The sequence below is a fragment of the Mycobacterium ahvazicum genome (assembly GCF_900176255.2).
Lineage (GTDB): Bacteria > Actinomycetota > Actinomycetes > Mycobacteriales > Mycobacteriaceae > Mycobacterium > Mycobacterium ahvazicum.
In genome coordinates this window covers 272508-288185 of the sequence record NZ_FXEG02000001.1, presented here as the reverse complement: position 1 = coordinate 288185, position 15678 = coordinate 272508, and the positions used below count along the sequence as shown (strand labels likewise).

Genomic DNA, 15678 nt, shown 5'->3' with positions numbered 1-15678 from the left:
CGCTCGCGAGCAGAGCAGAATGGAGTGCCGATGACGCAGCGCGAAGATGTGCAATTCAGCGCCGGTGGCGACCGGATCAGCGCGTGGCTGTATCGGCCCGCCGGCGCGGGCGATGCGCCGCTGCTGGTGATTGCGCACGGCCTGGGCGGGGTGCGCACCATGCGCCTGGATGCCTACGCCGAGCGATTCAGCGCCGCCGGCTACGCCTGCCTCGTCTTCGACTACCGCAACTTCGGCGACAGCGAGGGCCAGCCGCGCCAGGTCCTCGACATCGACATGCAGCTCGCCGACTGGGCCGCCGCAGTGGCCTACGCCCGCACCCTCGACGGCATCGACCACCATCGGATCGCGTTGTGGGGCACCTCTTTTGCGGGTGGTCATGTGATCGCCACGGCCGCCCGGCTGCCCGGCATCGCGGCGGTCATCGCCCAATGTCCGTTCACCGACGGCCTGGCGTCGGCGCGCACGATCTCTCATCCGCTGGCCGCCGCGCGCATCGCCGCACGCGCGATCCGCGACATCGTCGGCGCCCGGCTGGGCCGGCCTCCGGTGATGATCGCCACGGCGGGCCAGCCCGGCGACGTCGCCCTGATGAATACGCCCGACTCCTACGCGGGCTACCTGCGGCTGGTCCCCGAGGGTGTCCAGCTGCGCAACGAGATCGCGGCACGCATCACGCTGAAGATCTTCACCTACCGCCCCGGGTTGCTCACCCCGAAGATCGGCTGCCCCATCCTGTTCTGCGTGTGCGAATACGACTCGCTGGCGCCGGCGGACGCCACCCTGCGCCACGCGGCCAAGGCGCCGCGCGGCGAGGTGCACACCTACCCCGAGGGTCATTTCGCGATCTACGTCGACGACGCTTTCGAACGGGTGGTCGCCGATCAGATCGCGTTCCTCGACAAGCATCTGCGCCGAGACACCCGAATCTGAGTAGTCCTACCCTGTCCGGCGCGGCCACGCTTTCGCATCCTGGGATACATGGAAATTCCCAATGGCACGTCGAAGAACACCCCCGCGTTTTTCATCCAGGCCGCGATCGCGTTCGGAGTCAGTTTCGCCAGCGCGCTCGGCGGGATCTTCTATCTCCCGCTCGACGCATGGCAGCGACTGTTCCTCGGCATCACCGTGTTGTTCCTCGTCTCCAGCGCGTTCACCCTGGCAAAGGTGATCCGCGATCAGCAGGAGGCCGCAACCGTGCGGGTGCGTCTGGATGAGGCGCGGATGGAGAAGCTGTTCGCCGAACACAATCCGTTCACCACCGCGACCTGATCGTCGGGCGAGCCCGCGCCGGGGCGCCGCCGACTTATGCTGAGCGCGATGACGCGCCCCAATCCCGATCCGACGGCGCCGCTGTGGCGCGCGGCGCAGGTGTTCCGGCTGCTGAGTTGCCTTTACGCGCTGGGCTTTCAGATCGCCATCAACCCGGACCTGCGCCGCCCGGCGCTGGGTTGGGTGCTGTTCGCGGTGCTGATCGGATGGAGCGCGGTCTGCGCGATCGCCTACATACGCGGCTTCGGCCGAAGGCCGGCGTGGGTGGTCGCCGAGATCGTGGTGGTCGTACTGCTCATGTGGTCCAACCGGGTGGTCACGTTTGATCACTGGGCCTCGGAGAACCAGACCTGGCCGACGACATTGTGGGCCAGCAATCCCACGATCTCGGCCGCGATCCAGCTCGGTCCCGTCCGCGGCATGCTGACCGGACTGGTGGTGATGGCCACCAATTTCGCGGTCAAGAATTACTTCGACCTCAACATGAGCCACAACGCCACGATCATCATCGAGCTGGCGATCGGCATGGCCATAGGTTTGGCCGCCCAAACCGCGCGACGCGCCCACGCGGATCTGCAACGCGCGGCGGCGCTGTCCGCCGCGGTGCAAGAGCGTGAGCGGCTGTCCCGCGAGGTGCATGACGGCGCCATCCAGGTGCTGGCGCTGGTCGCCAAGCGCGGACACGAAATCGGCGGCCCCACAGCGGAATTAGCCGACTTGGCCAGCGAGCAGGAACGCGCGCTGCGACGGTGGGTCACCGCCACCGCCATCGACGAGTACGGGGACCAGTCCACGATCGATCTGCGCACGCTGCTGCGCCACCGAGAATCCGACCGCGTATCGCTGAGTGTGCCGGGCACGGCGGTGGCGTTGCCGCGCGGGGTGGCCGCCGAGCTCGATGCCGCGGTGGGCAACGCCCTGAACAACGTTGCGGCGCACGCGGGCGCTGCGGCCCGCGCGTTCGTGCTGCTGGAAGATCTGGGCGAGTCGGTGACGGTCAGCGTGCGCGACGACGGCGTAGGCATCGCCGACGGCCGGCTGGAGGAGGCCGCCCGACAGGGACGCCTCGGGGTTTCGAAATCGATTGTGGGACGGCTGAATGCGCTGGGAGGCAGTGCCCAACTGCACAGCCGCCCGGGTGAAGGCACAGAGTGGGAACTGTGCGTGCCGCGCGACGGGGGGATCAAATGACCGACGACACCGCGGCGACGGTGATGGTGGTGGACGACCATCCGATCTGGCGCGACGCGGTTGCCCGCGACCTCGCCGAGGACGGATTCAACGTGGTCGCCACTGCCGACAGTGTGGCCGCCGCCCGGCGCCGGGCGGCGGTGGTCAGGCCGGACGTCGTGGTGATGGACATGCGCCTTTCCGACGGCGACGGCGCGCAGGCAACGGCCGAGCTGCTGGCGGTTTCACCGTCGTCGCGCGTGTTGGTGCTTTCGGCCTCGGATGAACGCGACGACGTCCTGGAGGCCGTCAAGGCCGGCGCTACCGGCTATCTCGTCAAGAGCGCCTCGAAAGCCGAACTGGCGCAAGCCGTCGAAGCCACCGCGGCGGGGCGGGCGGTGTTCACCCCCAGCCTGGCCGGACTGGTGCTCGGCGAGTACCGGCGCATCGCCCAGAGCAAGGACCCGGGGCCGGCCGGCCCCAGACTGACCGAACGCGAGACCGAAGTGTTGCGCCATGTGGCAAAGGGACTGTCGGCCAAGCAGATCGCCGAGCGGTTGTCGCTGAGCCACCGCACCGTCGAAAACCACATCCAAGCGACCTTCCGGAAGCTGCAAGTCGCCAATCGGGTGGAGTTGACCCGCTACGCGATCGAGCACGGGCTGGACAGCGAACCCTAGGCCCGGTACGGCTGCTGCTTCGGCAGCGAAATAGACAGTGCTACAACAACTATCGTGGCGACAAGGCTGTATAAGAAGATTGCCCACGCCACCGCCCCGGTGGGCAGTCCGGCCATCTGCTTGCCGAACACCAGCGGCGCCGGGACGACGTGCGTCACCAGCAACAGGCCCGCCAGCAGGCCCGGCACCGATGCCACCAGGGTGACCCAGATGCCCCCGCGGCGGCGGCACCACAGGATGACCGCGCCGATGAACAGCCCGGCCGCCGATACGGCCTCCAGCAATGCCACCATCAGCAGGCCCATCCCGGTAGGTGCCGCCAGCAGCAGCGGAGACAGGAACCCCAGGCCGCGAACCAGCTTGGCCAACGCAAGGTCGCAGGCGACAAAGCCCAGTCCATGGACGGCCGCGCCGGTGAGGGCGAGCAGTCCGGCCGCCACAGTGGCGACCGACTGCTGCGGGGATGTCACGCCCGATCCCGAGCGGTCGCGGCCAGCGCCCGAGCGCCCAGCAGCGCGGTCACCATCGTCGCGACGCACATCAGTCCATTGTCCTTCAGCCCCCACTTGATCGAGGCCAGAGTCGCGACCCCGGCGACGCACAGCAGCAGGCCCGCCGCCACACCCCGGGCGACCGAGGTGATCGCCCCGGCGCCGTCCCAGCCCGCGAGCGGGTTGTTCTCCAGCGGCCGCAGCACCAGGAACAGCACCGCCACCACGGCAACCATCAGGATCAGTTGCATCACACTGATGGCCGGGTAGTCCGGTCGGCCGGGGTAGCGAGGGTGGCCGGTCAGATCGAAGAGCAGGTGCATGCCGAGCAGCGCGGGCATGTGCCACAGGTACAGCGTCATCGCCCCGGAGTTGCCGAGCGCGGTCCACCACCACACGCGTGGTCGTTGCGCCCATCGGGTGATCGCGGGCATGGCTGCGATTGCCAGCGCGCTCAGGACAATGGCGTGGCCGGCTTGCAGCAACGACGGCGGGCTGGTGTTGGACAGTCCGTGATGCCCGGTGCCGACCAGGCTGATTTGGTACGGCCCCCAGCACACCAGAGCGACGTCGACCGCGAACGCGACCGCGGCCGTCACCAGCGCGGCACGCCCGGTCAGCAGACCGCGGCGGTACGCGACACCGAACATGGCAGGGATGAGCCAGACCGCCATGTTGAGGTAGCCCAGCGCCGACGCGGCCGGCCAGTGCAGCCGGACGACGTCGATGGCGGCGATGGCCCCGTAGACCGCGGCCACCCCCGCAACGAAACGGGTGCGGGTGGTGATCCGGGCCATCGCCGGCATCGCGGCCAGCACCAGCACGTAGGCGCCGAGGAACCACAGCAGCTGGATGCTGACACCGGCGACGGGTTCGTAAATATGTTGAGGCAGAACGGGATACAGCACAGTGAGCGCGACCGCCCAGAATCCGAGGTAGTAGAACACCGGCCGGAACAGCCTGGTGCAGCGTTTCATCAGCCAGCCGCCCCAGTTGGCGCCGGGCCGCCAGGACGACAGGCTCGCGGCGGCACCGGCGAAGAAGAACAGCGGCATGATCTGGAAGATCCAGGTGAGGGCCTGAAACACCACCGAGGTGGTCAGCAGGTTGTCCCAGATCAGCACGTGGTTGCGGATGACACTGATGGCCATCACAGTGTGACCGGCCACGACGCCGATCAGCGACACGATACGGATGACGTCGAGGGCTCGGTCGCGATCGGCCGGCGTAGAGGCCGCCAGCTCGGCGGGGCTAGGAAGTGTTTGCACTCGAAAAGCATTGCCGGGCAGCAACCCCCAGGGCCCGCGCAGTTCTACGCGTTAAGCCTGAGTAGTTCTACTCAAACCGATCAGGCCCGTTACGGCCCGAGCGGAGACTCCGTGCGGATCGTCTCGTCCCGGATCAGCCCCCGCAGCAGCGCGGTGCTGAACTCGGCGGCGATTTCCTTGGCAGTCCGGCGGCCGTCGGGGCGCAACCAGCGGTAGGCCCCCAGCGTCATACCGATGTAGCCCAGCGCCACAACGTGGGTATCGCATTCGAAAAACTCACCGCTGGCGATGCCGCGGTCGATCAGGCCGTGCACGTGCTCGTAGACCTGGGTTTCCTTCTCCCGGACCTCGGCGACCTGTTCCTCGGTGAACCACTCGGTGATGTACGGCGCCTCCTGGAAGTACACCGCCGCTCCTTCCGGGTTCTCGGCGATGTTCGTCAGCAGCCGGACGGTGTATTGGTAAAGCGCCTCCCGGGCCGTCCAGGACGGGTCGTCGTGGACGGCTTCCAGGGTGCTCTCGGCGGCCTGGCGGTAGATGTCGAACAGGATCAGCGATTTGCTGGCGTAGTAGTGGTAGACCGTCGCCTTGTTCAGGCCGATGACGTCGGCGACGTCGTCCATCCGGGTGCCGTGGTAACCGCGGGCGGCGAACAGCTTGGTGGCGACCGCCAGCAACTCCTCGCGGCGCGTCAACCCGTTGCGGGTGATGCTGTCCGATGACATCTTTACTCACTATCGTCGCGCCAACGCGGCCGAATGGGCATGGCTTCGGTCCGGTCTAGGCAAAGTACCAATCAACTGGTTGGACAGTTTAGAGGTATCGGCGCCTGTCGCACCGGCACGGATGCGACTAGACTCGGATATTTGAACTGGTCGCGAGTGCAGAGGTGGGGCGATGGATCCGAGTCCGGATTATGACGGCAGCGACGAAATCGAATTCTTCATGAAGTATTTCACCTGGGGCCTGCGCGGGGTTCAGGACGGAAACGGCTACCCGCCGCCCGCCTACCCGCCCGTCTAGCCAGACTTTTTCGCGTCCCGAACAAATCGCGGCACCGCCAGCGTCGCATTCCGTATTTGTTTTGTGTTGCAAGCGAATCGGGCGGGCTCAGTCACACCAATCACTACTACGGGCGGCACCTAAAATGCCCGCCTTCGAGCGACAAAATCCAGCGGGCTGCGTCGCGCGCCATGGTTGTCGCTCAGAGGCGGGCAAAAAGCTGACCCCGCCCTCGCCCTCGCACTCGCCCTCGCCCTCGCCCTCGCCCACGGACTCGCCCTCGCCCTCGCCCTCGGAGAAGTCGCACGCAGGTCAGCCGCCGTAGGCGACGTCGAGGCGTTTGACGCCGTTGATCCAGCCCGACCGCAGTCGCTGCGGCTCGGCGAGCTTGGTGATGTCGGGTATCTGCTCGGCGAGCTCGTCGAAGATCAGCTTGATTTCCATCCGGGCCAGGTTGGCGCCGATGCAGAAATGCGCGCCGTTCCCACCGAAACTCAAATGCGGGTTCGGGTTGCGCGAAATGTCGAACTGGAAGGGATCGTCGAAGACTTCCTCGTCGAAATTGGCCGAACTGTAGAACAGCCCGACCCGCTGGCCTTCGCGGACGATGACACCACCCAGTTCGACGTCGGCGAGCGCGGTGCGCTGGAAGCAGTGCACGGGACTGGCCCAGCGGATGATCTCGTCGACCGCGGTGGCCGGCCGCTCGCGCTTGAACAGTTCCCATTGCTCGGGGTGGTCGAAGAACGCGTTCATCCCGTGCGTCATGGCGTTGCGGGTGGTTTCGTTGCCGGCCACGGCCAGCAGGATGACGAAAAACGCGAATTCGACGTCGCCCAGCGCGTCCCCGTCGATGTCGGCCTGGATCAGGCGCGTGACGATGTCGTCGGCCGGGCAGCGGCGCCGCTCGTCGGCCATGTTGTAGGCGTAGGCCATCAGCTCGGCGTTGGCGGTGGTGGGATCGCTGTCGAAGTCGGGATCGTCGGTGTTCATGATCGCGTTGGTCCAGTCGAACAACTTCGCACGATCCGCCTCCGGCACGCCGATCAGGTCGGCGATCGCCAGCAGGGGCAGGTTCATCGCGATGTCGTTGACGAAATCGCCGTCCTGCTTGAGCGCGGCGGTACGCACGATCTCCTTCGCCGCCCCGGCCAGCTTCTCCTCGAGTTGGGCGATCGCGCGCGGCGTGAACAGCCTCGACACCAGCTTGCGCAGGCGGGTGTGTTCGGGCGCATCGTGGTTGATCAACAACGCCTTTGTCAGCTCGAGCTGATCGGCGGTGACGCCTTCGGGAAGGCGCATGACGGCGCCCTTGCGATTGGTCGACCACAGGTGGCCGTCCCGGGAGACGGCCTTGACGTCCTCGTGGCGGCTGATCACCCAATAGCCGCCGTCGTCGAAGATCGACTCGGGCTGCGGGTTCCACCAGACCGGGGCGGTGCGGCGCAGCTCGGCGAACTGGGTGACCGGAAGGCCGGCCAGCAATACGTCGGGATCGGTGAAATCGAAGTTCTCTCCGAACGGACACGTCGTTGTGCTCATCCCGCCGATCATACAGATGATTGCATGACGTATGACCTGCCGGGCGACGCGCGTCGGATATCGTCGCGGTGTGCGGACCCGTGGATGGGGTGGCAGCGTGCCGGCCACCGACGAGGAGGCGGTGGCCCGCATCCTGGCGGCCACCCGCCGGACCATCGACGAGCGCGGCGACCAGACCACGCTGGCCGATGTCGCGCGCACGCTTAACGTGACGCGGCAGACGATCTACCACTACTTCGCCTCGACCGACGAACTGCTCCAGGCGACCGCGCTGGGCGCGACCGACGACTTCATGGACCACCTGGCGACGGCCCTACACGGGATGACCGACCCCGCGGCGGCTTTGATCGAGGGCATCTGCCTGACGCTGGAGCGCCTGCCGAAAGACCCCTACATCGGCCTGCTGCTGCGGGTGTCGCGCACCGGGGCGTTCGCCGAACAGGTCACGGTCACCAACGAGACCGCCCGCGTGCTGGGCCGCTCGATTCTGGACCGCCTCGACGTCGAATGGTCGGGCTATGCTCCCGCCGCGATCGAAGACATCCTGCAGATCGTGCTGCGCACGCTGCAGTCGTTCATCCTGTCGCCGCCAACCGGCGATGGGGCCGAACTGCGCCGGCTGCTCGGCGTGTGGGTCGGTCCCGTCGTCGCCGCGCTACCGCGCGCCCAGAGGGCCCCTACAGAGCCTTGAGTTCCTCGGCGACCTCGGTCACCGACTTCTTCGCGTCGCCGAACAGCATGCTGGTGCCCTCGCCGTAGAACAGCGGGTTGTCGATGCCGGCGAACCCGGAGTTCATCGACCGCTTGAGCACGATCACCGACTTGGCCTTGTCGACGTTGAGGATCGGCATGCCGTAGATCGGGCTGGAGGCGTCGTTGCGGGCGGCCGGGTTGGTGACGTCGTTGGCGCCGATGACGATCGCGACGTCGGTGCGGGAGAACTCGTCGTTGATGTCGTCCATGTCCTTCATGGCGTCGTAGTCGACCTCGGCCTCGGCCAGCAAGACGTTCATGTGCCCGGGCATCCGGCCGGCCACCGGGTGGATCGCGTACTTGACCGTCACACCCTTGTTCTCCAACAGAGCCGCCATGTCCTTGACCGCGTGCTGGGCCTGCGCGACGGCTAGACCGTAACCGGGCACCACGATCACCTGGTTGGCGTAGGCCATCTGGATCGCGGCGTCGGCGGCCGAGGTCGCCTTCACGGTCTTGTCGCCGGTATCGCCACCGCCCACAGCCACACCGCCACCGCCGAAGCCGCCCGCGACGATCGCGGGGATGGAGCGGTTCATCGCCTTGGCCATCAGGTTGGTCAGGATCGAACCCGAGGCGCCGACGATCATCCCCGCCACGATCATCGCGGTGTTGTTCAGCGCCAGACCCGCCGCGGCGGCCGAGAGCCCGGTCATCGCGTTGAGTAGCGAGATGACCACCGGCATGTCGGCGCCACCGATCGGCAGCACCACCATCAGACCCAGCACCCCGGCCGCGGCCAGCAGGCCGATCATCCACCACAGCGACGCTCCACCGGTGCCCGGATGGGCGTGCAGGCCGACGACGACCGCCGATCCGACCGCCGCGGCCAGCAGCAGCAGGTTGATCGGCTGCTGGGCCTTGCCGAAGCCGATCGGCGAACCAGAGATGATCTCCTGCAACTTGCCGAACGCGATGATCGATCCCCAGAACGAGATCGAGCCGATGATCGCGGCGAACAGCGAGGCCACCACGATGTGCACGGTCGGCGACTCGCCGTGCTGGAACGCCGAAAAGCCACTCGTCTCAATGAACTCCGCGAGCGCGATCAGGGCGACCGTGCCCCCACCGACGCCGTTGAAGAACGCCACCAGCTGCGGCATGGCGGTCATCTTGGTCATCCGCGCCGGCGGCACACCCAGCGCGACCCCCACGACCAGGCCGGCGATGATCAGCACCCACGATTCGGTGTGCCGGATCTTGACCAGGGTCGCCGCCACGGCCAGGGCCATGCCCACCGCGGCGATCAGGTTTCCGCGCACCGCGGTCTTGGGACCGGTCAGGCCCATCAAGCCGTAGATGAACAGCGCGAACGAAATGATGTAGAGAACCGTCACCAGGTAGTTCATTTGGCGGCCGGCCCTTCCACATTCTCGGCCTTCACGGCCGGAGCTTTCTTGCCCTTGAACATGCCCAGCATCCGGTCGGTGACGATGAAGCCGCCGATGACGTTCAGGGTTCCGAACACCACCGCGACGAACAGGATGATCTGCACCGCCAGCGACGGATGCTCGACCTCCCCGAACACCACCAGCGCGCCCAGCACCACGATGCCGTGGATCGCGTTGGTACCCGACATCAGCGGCGTGTGCAGGGTGTTGGGCACCTTGGAGATCACCGCAAACCCGACGAACCCGGACAGCACCAGAATCGCGAGGTTCTCTAACAGCTCGTCGTACATCTAGGAGTCCTCCTTGCGAGTGACGCACGAGTCCGCGATGACTTCGTCGCCGAAGTCCGGCGCCAGCTTCCCGTCGGTGATCAACAGGTCCAGCAGCGCCGTGATGTTCTTGCTGAAGAGCTCACTGGCGTGCTCGGGCATCGTCGCCGGCAGGTTCAGCGGCGAAGCGATGGTGACGTCGTGCTTGACCACCGTCTGCCCGGGCTCGGTGAGCTCGCAGTTGCCGCCGGTTTCCCCGGCCAGGTCGACCACCACGCTGCCGGGCTTCATCGCTTCCACGGCCGCGGCGGTCACCAGTCGCGGCGCGGGCCGGCCCGGAACCAGCGCCGTGGTGATCACCACGTCGAATCCACTGATGGCCTTTTCCAGGGCCTGTTGCTGCTGGGCGCGTTCCTCGTCGGTCAGCTCGCGGGCGTAGCCGCCCTCGCCGGCCGCGGCCAAGTCTTTTTCGCCCAACGTCAACCACTGCGCGCCGACCGAACGCACCTGGTCGGCCACCTCGGGGCGGACGTCGTAGCCGGTGGTGCGCGCACCCAACCGCTTGGCCGTCGCCAGCGCCTGCAGCCCGGCCACGCCCACCCCGAGCACCAGCACCGTGGCCGGCTTCACCGTGCCCGCCGCCGTGGTCAGCATCGGGAAGAACCGCGTCGACTCCGAAGCCGCCAGCAGCACGGCCTTATAACCGGAGACGTTCCCCTGGGACGACAAGGCATCCATGGCCTGAGCACGTGAGATGCGCGGAATCGCCTCCAGCGCGAACGCCTGCACCCCGGCCGCCTTGAGCGCGCCGATCGAGTTCTCCGCACTGCGCGGCGCCAGGAAGCCGATCAGCGTCTGGCCGCTGCGCAGCTTGCCCACCTCGTCGGAAGTCGGGGGCGCGACCTTGACGACGACGTCGGCGGACCACGCGTCCCCGATGGTGGCGCCGGCCTCGGTGTACAGCTCGTCGGGAAGCAGCGCCCGCGCACCCGCTCCGGACTCGACCACCACCGCCACACCACTGCTCACCAGGGATGCGACCGCCTTGGGTACCAGTGCAACGCGGCGCTCATCCGTCCCGGATTCGGCGACAACGCCGACCTTGACCGGCTCTAGCTGCGCATCTGTCATGGCGCGTACATCTACTTTCCTTAGCTCAGCTGCATTAATGCGAACCTCGTTGAGTTGAACACCCTAGCGGCCGTTACCAAAGCGGTATGTCTTGGCCGTGTTCCGACACCGGCCGCGGCCCGAAGTGGCGCCGTTGCGATTCGTCGATCCGGATGTCGTTGATGCTGGCCTCGCGGCGCGCCATCAAACCGGCTGGCGAGAATTCCCAGAGTTCGTTGCCGTAGCTGCGATACCACTGGCCGCTCGCGTCGTGGCACTCGTACTGAAACCGCACGGCGATGCGGTTGTCGTGGAAATCCCACAGCACCTTGCGCAGGGAGTAGTCCAGTTCGCGCTGCCACTTGCGGGTGAGGAACGCGACGATGTCGGCCCGGCCCACGACGTGTTCGTCGCGGTTGCGCCATTGCGAATCGGGCGTGTACGCCAGGCTGACCTTCTCGGGGTCGCACGTGTTCCAGGCGTCCTCGGCGGCCTGAACCTTCTGCAGCGCTGTTTCGCGGGTGAATGGCGGGAACGGAGGACGGGATTCGGCGGCGGCGCTCATACGTCCATCGTGCTGGATCGCGACCGCGAACGATATGAGTTGTCGCGTTCGTCGAAACTGAAACCTTGCACACCAGCCGCGGCGTGTCATCTGCGTGGTTTCAGTGTCGCCGCGGTGGCCGGGAATCGAAGCGATTGTCCCGCGAGCGCCGCCCTTACCCACGTGTCCTATCGTGACGGTCATGGACTTCGCGATGTCGGCTAAGGCCACCGACTACCACAAGCGGTTGTCCGACTTCATGACTGAGTTTGTCTTTCCGGCTGAGGCCGCCTACGACAGCTACCGCCACGAGGCCGGCGCAGATGACCACACCGTTCCGCCCGTCATCGAGGAACTCAAAGTCAAGGCCAAAGAACGCGGCCTATGGAACCTGTTCCTGCCGGCCGAGTCCGGGTTGACCAACCTCGAGTACGCCCCACTGGCCGAGCTGACCGGCTGGAGCCTGGAGCTCGCGCCCGAGGCGGTCAACTGCGCGGCACCGGACACCGGGAACATGGAGACCCTGCACCTGTTCGCCACCGAGGAGCAGCGCAAGCAATGGCTGGAGCCCTTGCTGGCCGGCGAGATTCGCAGCGCCTTCTCGATGACCGAGCCCGCGGTCGCCAGCAGCGATGCCCGCAACATCCAAACGGCCATCGTGCGCGACGGCGCCGACTACGTCATCAACGGCCGCAAGTGGTGGACCTCGGGTGCGTCGGACCCGCGCTGCAAGATCCTGATCGTGATGGGCCGCACCAATCCCGACGCGGCCAGCCATCAGCAGCAGTCGATGGTGCTGGTGCCGATGGACACCCCCGGCGTGACGGTGGTCCGCTCGACCCCGGTGTTCGGCTGGCAGGACCAGCACGGGCACTGCGAAATCATCTACGACAACGTCCGGGTTCCGGCCACCAACCTGCTCGGCGAAGAGGGCGGCGGTTTCGCGATCGCCCAGGCCCGGCTCGGACCGGGCCGCATCCACCACTGCATGCGCGCGCTGGGCGGAGCAGAACGTGCCCTGGCCCTGATGGTGCACCGCGCGAACAACCGGATCGCGTTCGGCCGTCCGCTGGCCGACCAGGGTCTGGTACAGCAGGCAATTGCCCAGTCCCGCAACGAAATCGACCAAGCTCGGTTGCTGTGCGAGAAGGCCGCGTGGACCATCGACCAGCACGGCAACAAGGCCGCCCACCTGCTGGTCTCACAGATCAAAGCCGTTGCGCCGCAAGTGGCCTGCGACGTCATCGATCGCGCGATTCAGGTGCATGGAGCCGCCGGCGTCAGCGACGACACCGTGCTTGCCCGGCTCTACGGCTGGCACCGCGCCATGCGGATTTTCGACGGACCCGACGAGGTGCACATGCGAACCATCGCCCGAACCGAAATCGGCAGAGAGCAGTCCGCCTTCGCAGCTGCGGTGACCCCGCATGACTGAGGCGTTGCGAGAACTGTCCGGCGCGTGGAACTTTCGCGATGTCGCCGACGGCGTGTCCGCGCTGCGGCCCGGACGGCTCTTCCGGTCCGGCGAGCTGAGCCGTCTCGACGACGAGGGCCGGGAAACGCTGCGCGAGTTGGGGATTACCGATGTCGCCGATCTGCGCGCCGCGCGTGAGGTGGCCCGGCGCGGTCCGGGGCTGGTCCCCGATGGCATCGACATTCACCTGCTGCCGTTTCCCGATCTCGGCGACGAGGAGCCGACCGACGACCCAGAAGACGCAGCGCCGCACGAGACCGCGTTTCGGCGACTGTTCGAGGGCGAGGCCCACCAGACCGACGAAGAGGTCAACGAGGCCGCCATCCGCCACATGACCGACGAATACCGGCAATTCCCCACCCGCAATGGCGCGCAACGAGCTGTGCAGCATGTCTTTTCGTTGCTGGCCGCGGGGCGCCCGGTGCTCACGCACTGCTTCGCGGGCAAGGACCGCACCGGCTTCGTGATCGCCACGGTACTGGAGACGATCGGCATCGACGAGGACACCATCGTCGCCGATTACCTGCGCAGCAACGCCGCGGTACCCCAACTGCGCGAGCACATCTACGAGATGATCCAGCAGCGCTCCGACGTCGAATTGACTCCGGAGGTCGTCACTTTCACCAAAGCCCGGCTGGCCGACGGTGTCCTCGGCGTGCGCCCCGAATACCTGGAAGCCGCACGCCTCACCATCAACAGCGAGTTCGGCTCGCTGGAGGCCTACCTGCGGGATGCGGGCGTCACGCGGACCGATGTAGACCGCCTGCGCAGCGAACTGCTACCCTGACTACTTGCGCAGGGTGAACTGATTGAGGTCCGTGTAGCCCTTGCGGAACAGGTTCGCGCACCCGGTCAGGTACTTCATGTACATCTCGTACACCTCTTCGGACTGGATCTCGATGGCCTCGGCTTTGTGCGCCTGCAGGCCCGCGGCCCATACGTCCAGGGTCTTGGCGTAATGCCGCTGCAGCGACTGGCGACGCTTCAGCTTGAAGCCGGCCTTCGCCGAGAACTCCTTGACCATGTCGATGGTCGGCAGATAGCCGCCCGGGAAGATTTCGGTCTTCATGAAGTCGCTGAACTCGACGATCGCCGGAGTCAGCGGCAAGCCGGACGCGATGATTTCCTTCTCCGACAGCACGGTGATCGTGTGCAGCAGGAACGTGCCGCCGGCCGGCAACAGCTCGTACGCGCGCTCGAAGAACGCCGTGTAGCGGTCCAGGCCGACATGCTCGAGCGGCCCGATCGCGACGATTCGGTCCACCGGCTCGTGAAAGCGCTCCCAGCCCTCCAGTAGCACCCGCTTGGAACGCGGGCTGTCCATTTCGTCGAGCACCTTTTGGGCGTGGCTGGCTTGGTTCTTCGACAGCGTCAAGCCGACGACGTTGACGTCGTATTTCTCGATGGCCCGCACCATGGCGGCGCCCCAGCCGCAGCCGAGGTCCAGCAGTGTCATGCCCGGGCGCAAGTCCAGCTTGCCGAGCGAGAGGTCGATCTTGGCGATCTGCGCCTGTTCCAGTGTCATGTCGTCGCCACCCAGCCAGTAGGCGCAGGTGTACATCTGGGTGCGGTCGAGGAACAGACGAAAGAAGTCGTCGGAGAGGTCGTAGTGCGCTTGCACGTCCTCGAAATGCGGCGTCAGCTCCTCAGACATGACTGTGCTGCCTTTCCCTGGACCCCGCCAAGTAGCCGTCAGGTCCAGTCGCTATGCGACTTGGGGTTGGTTGGGTCTTCGTCCACTGTAAGGCGAATCCGGTTGGAGCGCTTCGCCGAAGGGAGGTCGCCCACCCACGACGACAGGCTCATTCAGCCGAGTTTGAAGTCGGCCTGCTTCGCCGCGGACAGATCGGTGATCTGGTCCCACTGCGCGGCGACATCGTCAACCGTCGGCGGCTTGTCGAAGTTGACGCCGTCGTTCTGGAACAGCGCGACGCGCTGTACCTTGCCACCACCGACCACGAAAACCGAAGCGCTGTTGGGGTTTTCCTCGGTGCACAGGTAGGACACCACCGGCGCGACATACTCCGGGGTGAGCTTCTCGAGTACCTCGGGCGGCAGGATGTCCTGCGTCATGCGGGTGGCCGCGATCGGGGCGACGGCGTTGGCGTGGATGTTGTACTTGGCGCCCTCGAGCGCCAGGCTGTTGATCAGACCGACGAGCCCGAGCTTGGCCGCGCCGTAGTTGGTCTGGCCGAAGTTGCCGAACAGTCCACTGGTCGAGGTGGCGACGACGACGCGGCCGTAGCTCTGCTCGCGGAAGTGCGGCCAGGCGGCGCGAATGACGTTGTAACCGCCGTAGAGGTGGACCTTGAGTACGGCGTCCCAGTTCTCGAAGGACATCTTGTGGAAGGTGCCGTCGCGCAGGATGCCCGCGTTGCTCACCACGCCGTGGATCGCGCCGAACTCGTCGAGCGCGGTCTTGATGATGTTCTCGGCGCCCTCGGGCTCGGCGACGCTGTCGTAATTGGCCGCCGCCCGGCCGCCGGCGTCTTTGATCTGCTTGACGACCTCGTCGGCCATGTTGTGGCCGGCTCCGGTGCCGTCGCGAGCTCCACCGAGGTCATTGACGATGACGCTGGCGCCCTCCTTGGCGAGGGTGAGCGCATATTCGCGCCCCAGTCCTCCGCCGGCTCCGGTGACGACGATGACGCGATCCTGCACTCCGGGCATCAGGTTCCTCTCTGCAATTAACCAACGGTCGTGAACGACCCC

18 protein-coding genes are annotated in these 15678 nt (G+C 66.5%); 8 read left to right on the top strand and 10 right to left on the bottom strand.

Annotation, left to right across the window (positions count from 1 at the left end; all coding sequences use genetic code 11):
• Window positions 1-30: 30 nt before the first annotated feature.
• The 4 genes from MAAFP003_RS01335 to MAAFP003_RS01320 are packed head-to-tail and all read left to right on the top strand — an operon-like array spanning window position 31 to window position 3122.
• Entirely contained in the window at window positions 31-933 is a 903-nt protein-coding gene (locus MAAFP003_RS01335; RefSeq protein ID WP_096290799.1) for an alpha/beta hydrolase, read from the top strand.
• A gap of 48 nt (window positions 934-981) precedes the next feature.
• Window positions 982-1272: a YiaA/YiaB family inner membrane protein gene (locus MAAFP003_RS01330; RefSeq protein ID WP_096283761.1), complete on the top strand. Its 291-nt coding sequence runs from the start codon at window positions 982-984 to the stop codon at window positions 1270-1272.
• A 48-nt stretch (window positions 1273-1320) separates the two neighbouring features.
• Window positions 1321-2463 carry a MacS family sensor histidine kinase gene (gene macS / locus MAAFP003_RS01325; protein ID WP_165796271.1) on the top strand — a complete coding sequence of 381 codons (1143 nt, stop codon included), beginning with the start codon at window positions 1321-1323 and terminating at the stop codon, window positions 2461-2463.
• Window positions 2460-3122 (top strand): response regulator, encoded by a 663-nt coding sequence (locus MAAFP003_RS01320; protein ID WP_096283757.1) that lies wholly within the window; start codon window positions 2460-2462, stop codon window positions 3120-3122. The genes macS and MAAFP003_RS01320 overlap by 4 nt, the downstream gene beginning before the upstream one ends.
• On the opposite strand, the gene MAAFP003_RS01315 is transcribed toward MAAFP003_RS01320, so the two are convergent.
• The 3 genes from MAAFP003_RS01315 to MAAFP003_RS01305 all read right to left on the bottom strand — a co-directional run bounded on the left by MAAFP003_RS01315 (window position 3119) and on the right by MAAFP003_RS01305 (window position 5606).
• A complete protein-coding gene (locus tag MAAFP003_RS01315) occupies window positions 3119-3592 on the bottom strand; it encodes a hypothetical protein (RefSeq protein ID WP_096283755.1) in 474 nt (157 codons plus the stop codon). The two genes, MAAFP003_RS01320 and MAAFP003_RS01315, sit on opposite strands and share 4 nt — an antisense overlap.
• Window positions 3589-4881, bottom strand: coding sequence for an acyltransferase family protein (locus MAAFP003_RS01310; protein WP_096283753.1), 1293 nt, complete (start codon window positions 4879-4881; stop codon window positions 3589-3591). The genes MAAFP003_RS01315 and MAAFP003_RS01310 overlap by 4 nt, the downstream gene beginning before the upstream one ends.
• An 89-nt stretch (window positions 4882-4970) precedes the next feature.
• Complete coding sequence (locus tag MAAFP003_RS01305) at window positions 4971-5606, bottom strand: TetR/AcrR family transcriptional regulator (RefSeq protein WP_096283751.1); 636 nt, start codon at window positions 5604-5606, stop codon at window positions 4971-4973.
• A gap of 172 nt (window positions 5607-5778) precedes the next feature.
• Between MAAFP003_RS01305 and MAAFP003_RS01300 the strand changes: the two genes are divergently transcribed.
• On the top strand, window positions 5779-5904 hold the full coding sequence (locus MAAFP003_RS01300) for a hypothetical protein (RefSeq protein WP_090598460.1): 126 nt from the start codon (window positions 5779-5781) through the stop codon (window positions 5902-5904).
• Between the two features lie 291 nt (window positions 5905-6195).
• Here the strand turns inward: MAAFP003_RS01300 and MAAFP003_RS01290 are convergent, their stop codons facing one another.
• Window positions 6196-7425 (bottom strand): cytochrome P450, encoded by a 1230-nt coding sequence (locus MAAFP003_RS01290; RefSeq protein WP_096290798.1) that lies wholly within the window; start codon window positions 7423-7425, stop codon window positions 6196-6198.
• A gap of 70 nt (window positions 7426-7495) precedes the next feature.
• On the opposite strand from MAAFP003_RS01290, the gene MAAFP003_RS01285 reads away from it, so the two are divergent.
• Window positions 7496-8116, top strand: coding sequence for a TetR/AcrR family transcriptional regulator (locus MAAFP003_RS01285; RefSeq protein WP_096290797.1), 621 nt, complete (start codon window positions 7496-7498; stop codon window positions 8114-8116).
• On the opposite strand, the gene MAAFP003_RS01280 is transcribed toward MAAFP003_RS01285, so the two are convergent.
• From MAAFP003_RS01280 to MAAFP003_RS01265, 4 genes are all read right to left on the bottom strand, one after another.
• Complete coding sequence (locus MAAFP003_RS01280; RefSeq protein WP_096283749.1) at window positions 8103-9527, bottom strand: NAD(P)(+) transhydrogenase (Re/Si-specific) subunit beta; 1425 nt, start codon at window positions 9525-9527, stop codon at window positions 8103-8105. The two genes, MAAFP003_RS01285 and MAAFP003_RS01280, sit on opposite strands and share 14 nt — an antisense overlap.
• The gene (locus MAAFP003_RS01275; protein WP_096283748.1) at window positions 9524-9859 is read right to left on the bottom strand and encodes an NAD(P) transhydrogenase subunit alpha part 2; all 336 of its coding nucleotides are present in this window, start codon (window positions 9857-9859) and stop codon (window positions 9524-9526) included. The genes MAAFP003_RS01280 and MAAFP003_RS01275 overlap by 4 nt, the downstream gene beginning before the upstream one ends.
• Window positions 9860-10969, bottom strand: coding sequence for a Re/Si-specific NAD(P)(+) transhydrogenase subunit alpha (locus MAAFP003_RS01270; RefSeq protein WP_096283746.1), 1110 nt, complete (start codon window positions 10967-10969; stop codon window positions 9860-9862).
• Between the two features lie 73 nt (window positions 10970-11042).
• Window positions 11043-11513 carry a nuclear transport factor 2 family protein gene (locus tag MAAFP003_RS01265; protein ID WP_096283744.1) on the bottom strand — a complete coding sequence of 157 codons (471 nt, stop codon included), beginning with the start codon at window positions 11511-11513 and terminating at the stop codon, window positions 11043-11045.
• A 193-nt stretch (window positions 11514-11706) separates the two neighbouring features.
• Here MAAFP003_RS01265 and MAAFP003_RS01260 point away from each other — a divergent pair, with 193 nt between their 5' ends.
• Together MAAFP003_RS01260 and MAAFP003_RS01255 are read left to right on the top strand one after the other, a co-directional pair.
• Window positions 11707-12927 carry an acyl-CoA dehydrogenase family protein gene (locus tag MAAFP003_RS01260; RefSeq protein WP_096290796.1) on the top strand — a complete coding sequence of 407 codons (1221 nt, stop codon included), beginning with the start codon at window positions 11707-11709 and terminating at the stop codon, window positions 12925-12927.
• Entirely contained in the window at window positions 12920-13753 is an 834-nt protein-coding gene (locus tag MAAFP003_RS01255) for a tyrosine-protein phosphatase (protein WP_096283742.1), read from the top strand. The genes MAAFP003_RS01260 and MAAFP003_RS01255 overlap by 8 nt, the downstream gene beginning before the upstream one ends.
• Here the strand turns inward: MAAFP003_RS01255 and MAAFP003_RS01250 are convergent, their stop codons facing one another.
• Together MAAFP003_RS01250 and MAAFP003_RS01245 are read right to left on the bottom strand one after the other, a co-directional pair.
• The gene (locus tag MAAFP003_RS01250; protein WP_096283740.1) at window positions 13754-14620 is read right to left on the bottom strand and encodes a cyclopropane mycolic acid synthase family methyltransferase; all 867 of its coding nucleotides are present in this window, start codon (window positions 14618-14620) and stop codon (window positions 13754-13756) included.
• Window positions 14621-14772: 152 nt separating this feature from the next.
• Complete coding sequence (locus tag MAAFP003_RS01245; RefSeq protein ID WP_096283738.1) at window positions 14773-15636, bottom strand: SDR family oxidoreductase; 864 nt, start codon at window positions 15634-15636, stop codon at window positions 14773-14775.
• Window positions 15637-15678: the final 42 nt, after the last annotated feature.

Bases quoted from the DNA above. Each gene is read 5' to 3' on its own strand.
- macS (WP_165796271.1), top strand. From the start codon at position 1,321: ATGACGCGCCCCAATCCCGATCCGACGGCGCCGCTGTGGCGCGCGGCG.
- MAAFP003_RS01320 (WP_096283757.1), top strand. From the start codon at position 2,460: ATGACCGACGACACCGCGGCGACGGTGATGGTGGTGGACGACCATCCG.
- MAAFP003_RS01250 (WP_096283740.1), bottom strand. From the start codon at position 14,620: ATGTCTGAGGAGCTGACGCCGCATTTCGAGGACGTGCAAGCGCACTAC.
- MAAFP003_RS01280 (WP_096283749.1), bottom strand. From the start codon at position 9,527: ATGAACTACCTGGTGACGGTTCTCTACATCATTTCGTTCGCGCTGTTC.
- MAAFP003_RS01330 (WP_096283761.1), top strand. From the start codon at position 982: ATGGAAATTCCCAATGGCACGTCGAAGAACACCCCCGCGTTTTTCATC.
- MAAFP003_RS01255 (WP_096283742.1), top strand. From the start codon at position 12,920: ATGACTGAGGCGTTGCGAGAACTGTCCGGCGCGTGGAACTTTCGCGAT.
- MAAFP003_RS01265 (WP_096283744.1), bottom strand. From the start codon at position 11,513: ATGAGCGCCGCCGCCGAATCCCGTCCTCCGTTCCCGCCATTCACCCGC.
- MAAFP003_RS01260 (WP_096290796.1), top strand. From the start codon at position 11,707: ATGTCGGCTAAGGCCACCGACTACCACAAGCGGTTGTCCGACTTCATG.
- MAAFP003_RS01275 (WP_096283748.1), bottom strand. From the start codon at position 9,859: ATGTACGACGAGCTGTTAGAGAACCTCGCGATTCTGGTGCTGTCCGGG.
- MAAFP003_RS01290 (WP_096290798.1), bottom strand. From the start codon at position 7,425: ATGAGCACAACGACGTGTCCGTTCGGAGAGAACTTCGATTTCACCGAT.
- MAAFP003_RS01300 (WP_090598460.1), top strand. From the start codon at position 5,779: ATGGATCCGAGTCCGGATTATGACGGCAGCGACGAAATCGAATTCTTC.
- MAAFP003_RS01245 (WP_096283738.1), bottom strand. From the start codon at position 15,636: ATGCCCGGAGTGCAGGATCGCGTCATCGTCGTCACCGGAGCCGGCGGA.
- MAAFP003_RS01270 (WP_096283746.1), bottom strand. From the start codon at position 10,969: ATGACAGATGCGCAGCTAGAGCCGGTCAAGGTCGGCGTTGTCGCCGAA.
- MAAFP003_RS01335 (WP_096290799.1), top strand. From the start codon at position 31: ATGACGCAGCGCGAAGATGTGCAATTCAGCGCCGGTGGCGACCGGATC.
- MAAFP003_RS01305 (WP_096283751.1), bottom strand. From the start codon at position 5,606: ATGTCATCGGACAGCATCACCCGCAACGGGTTGACGCGCCGCGAGGAG.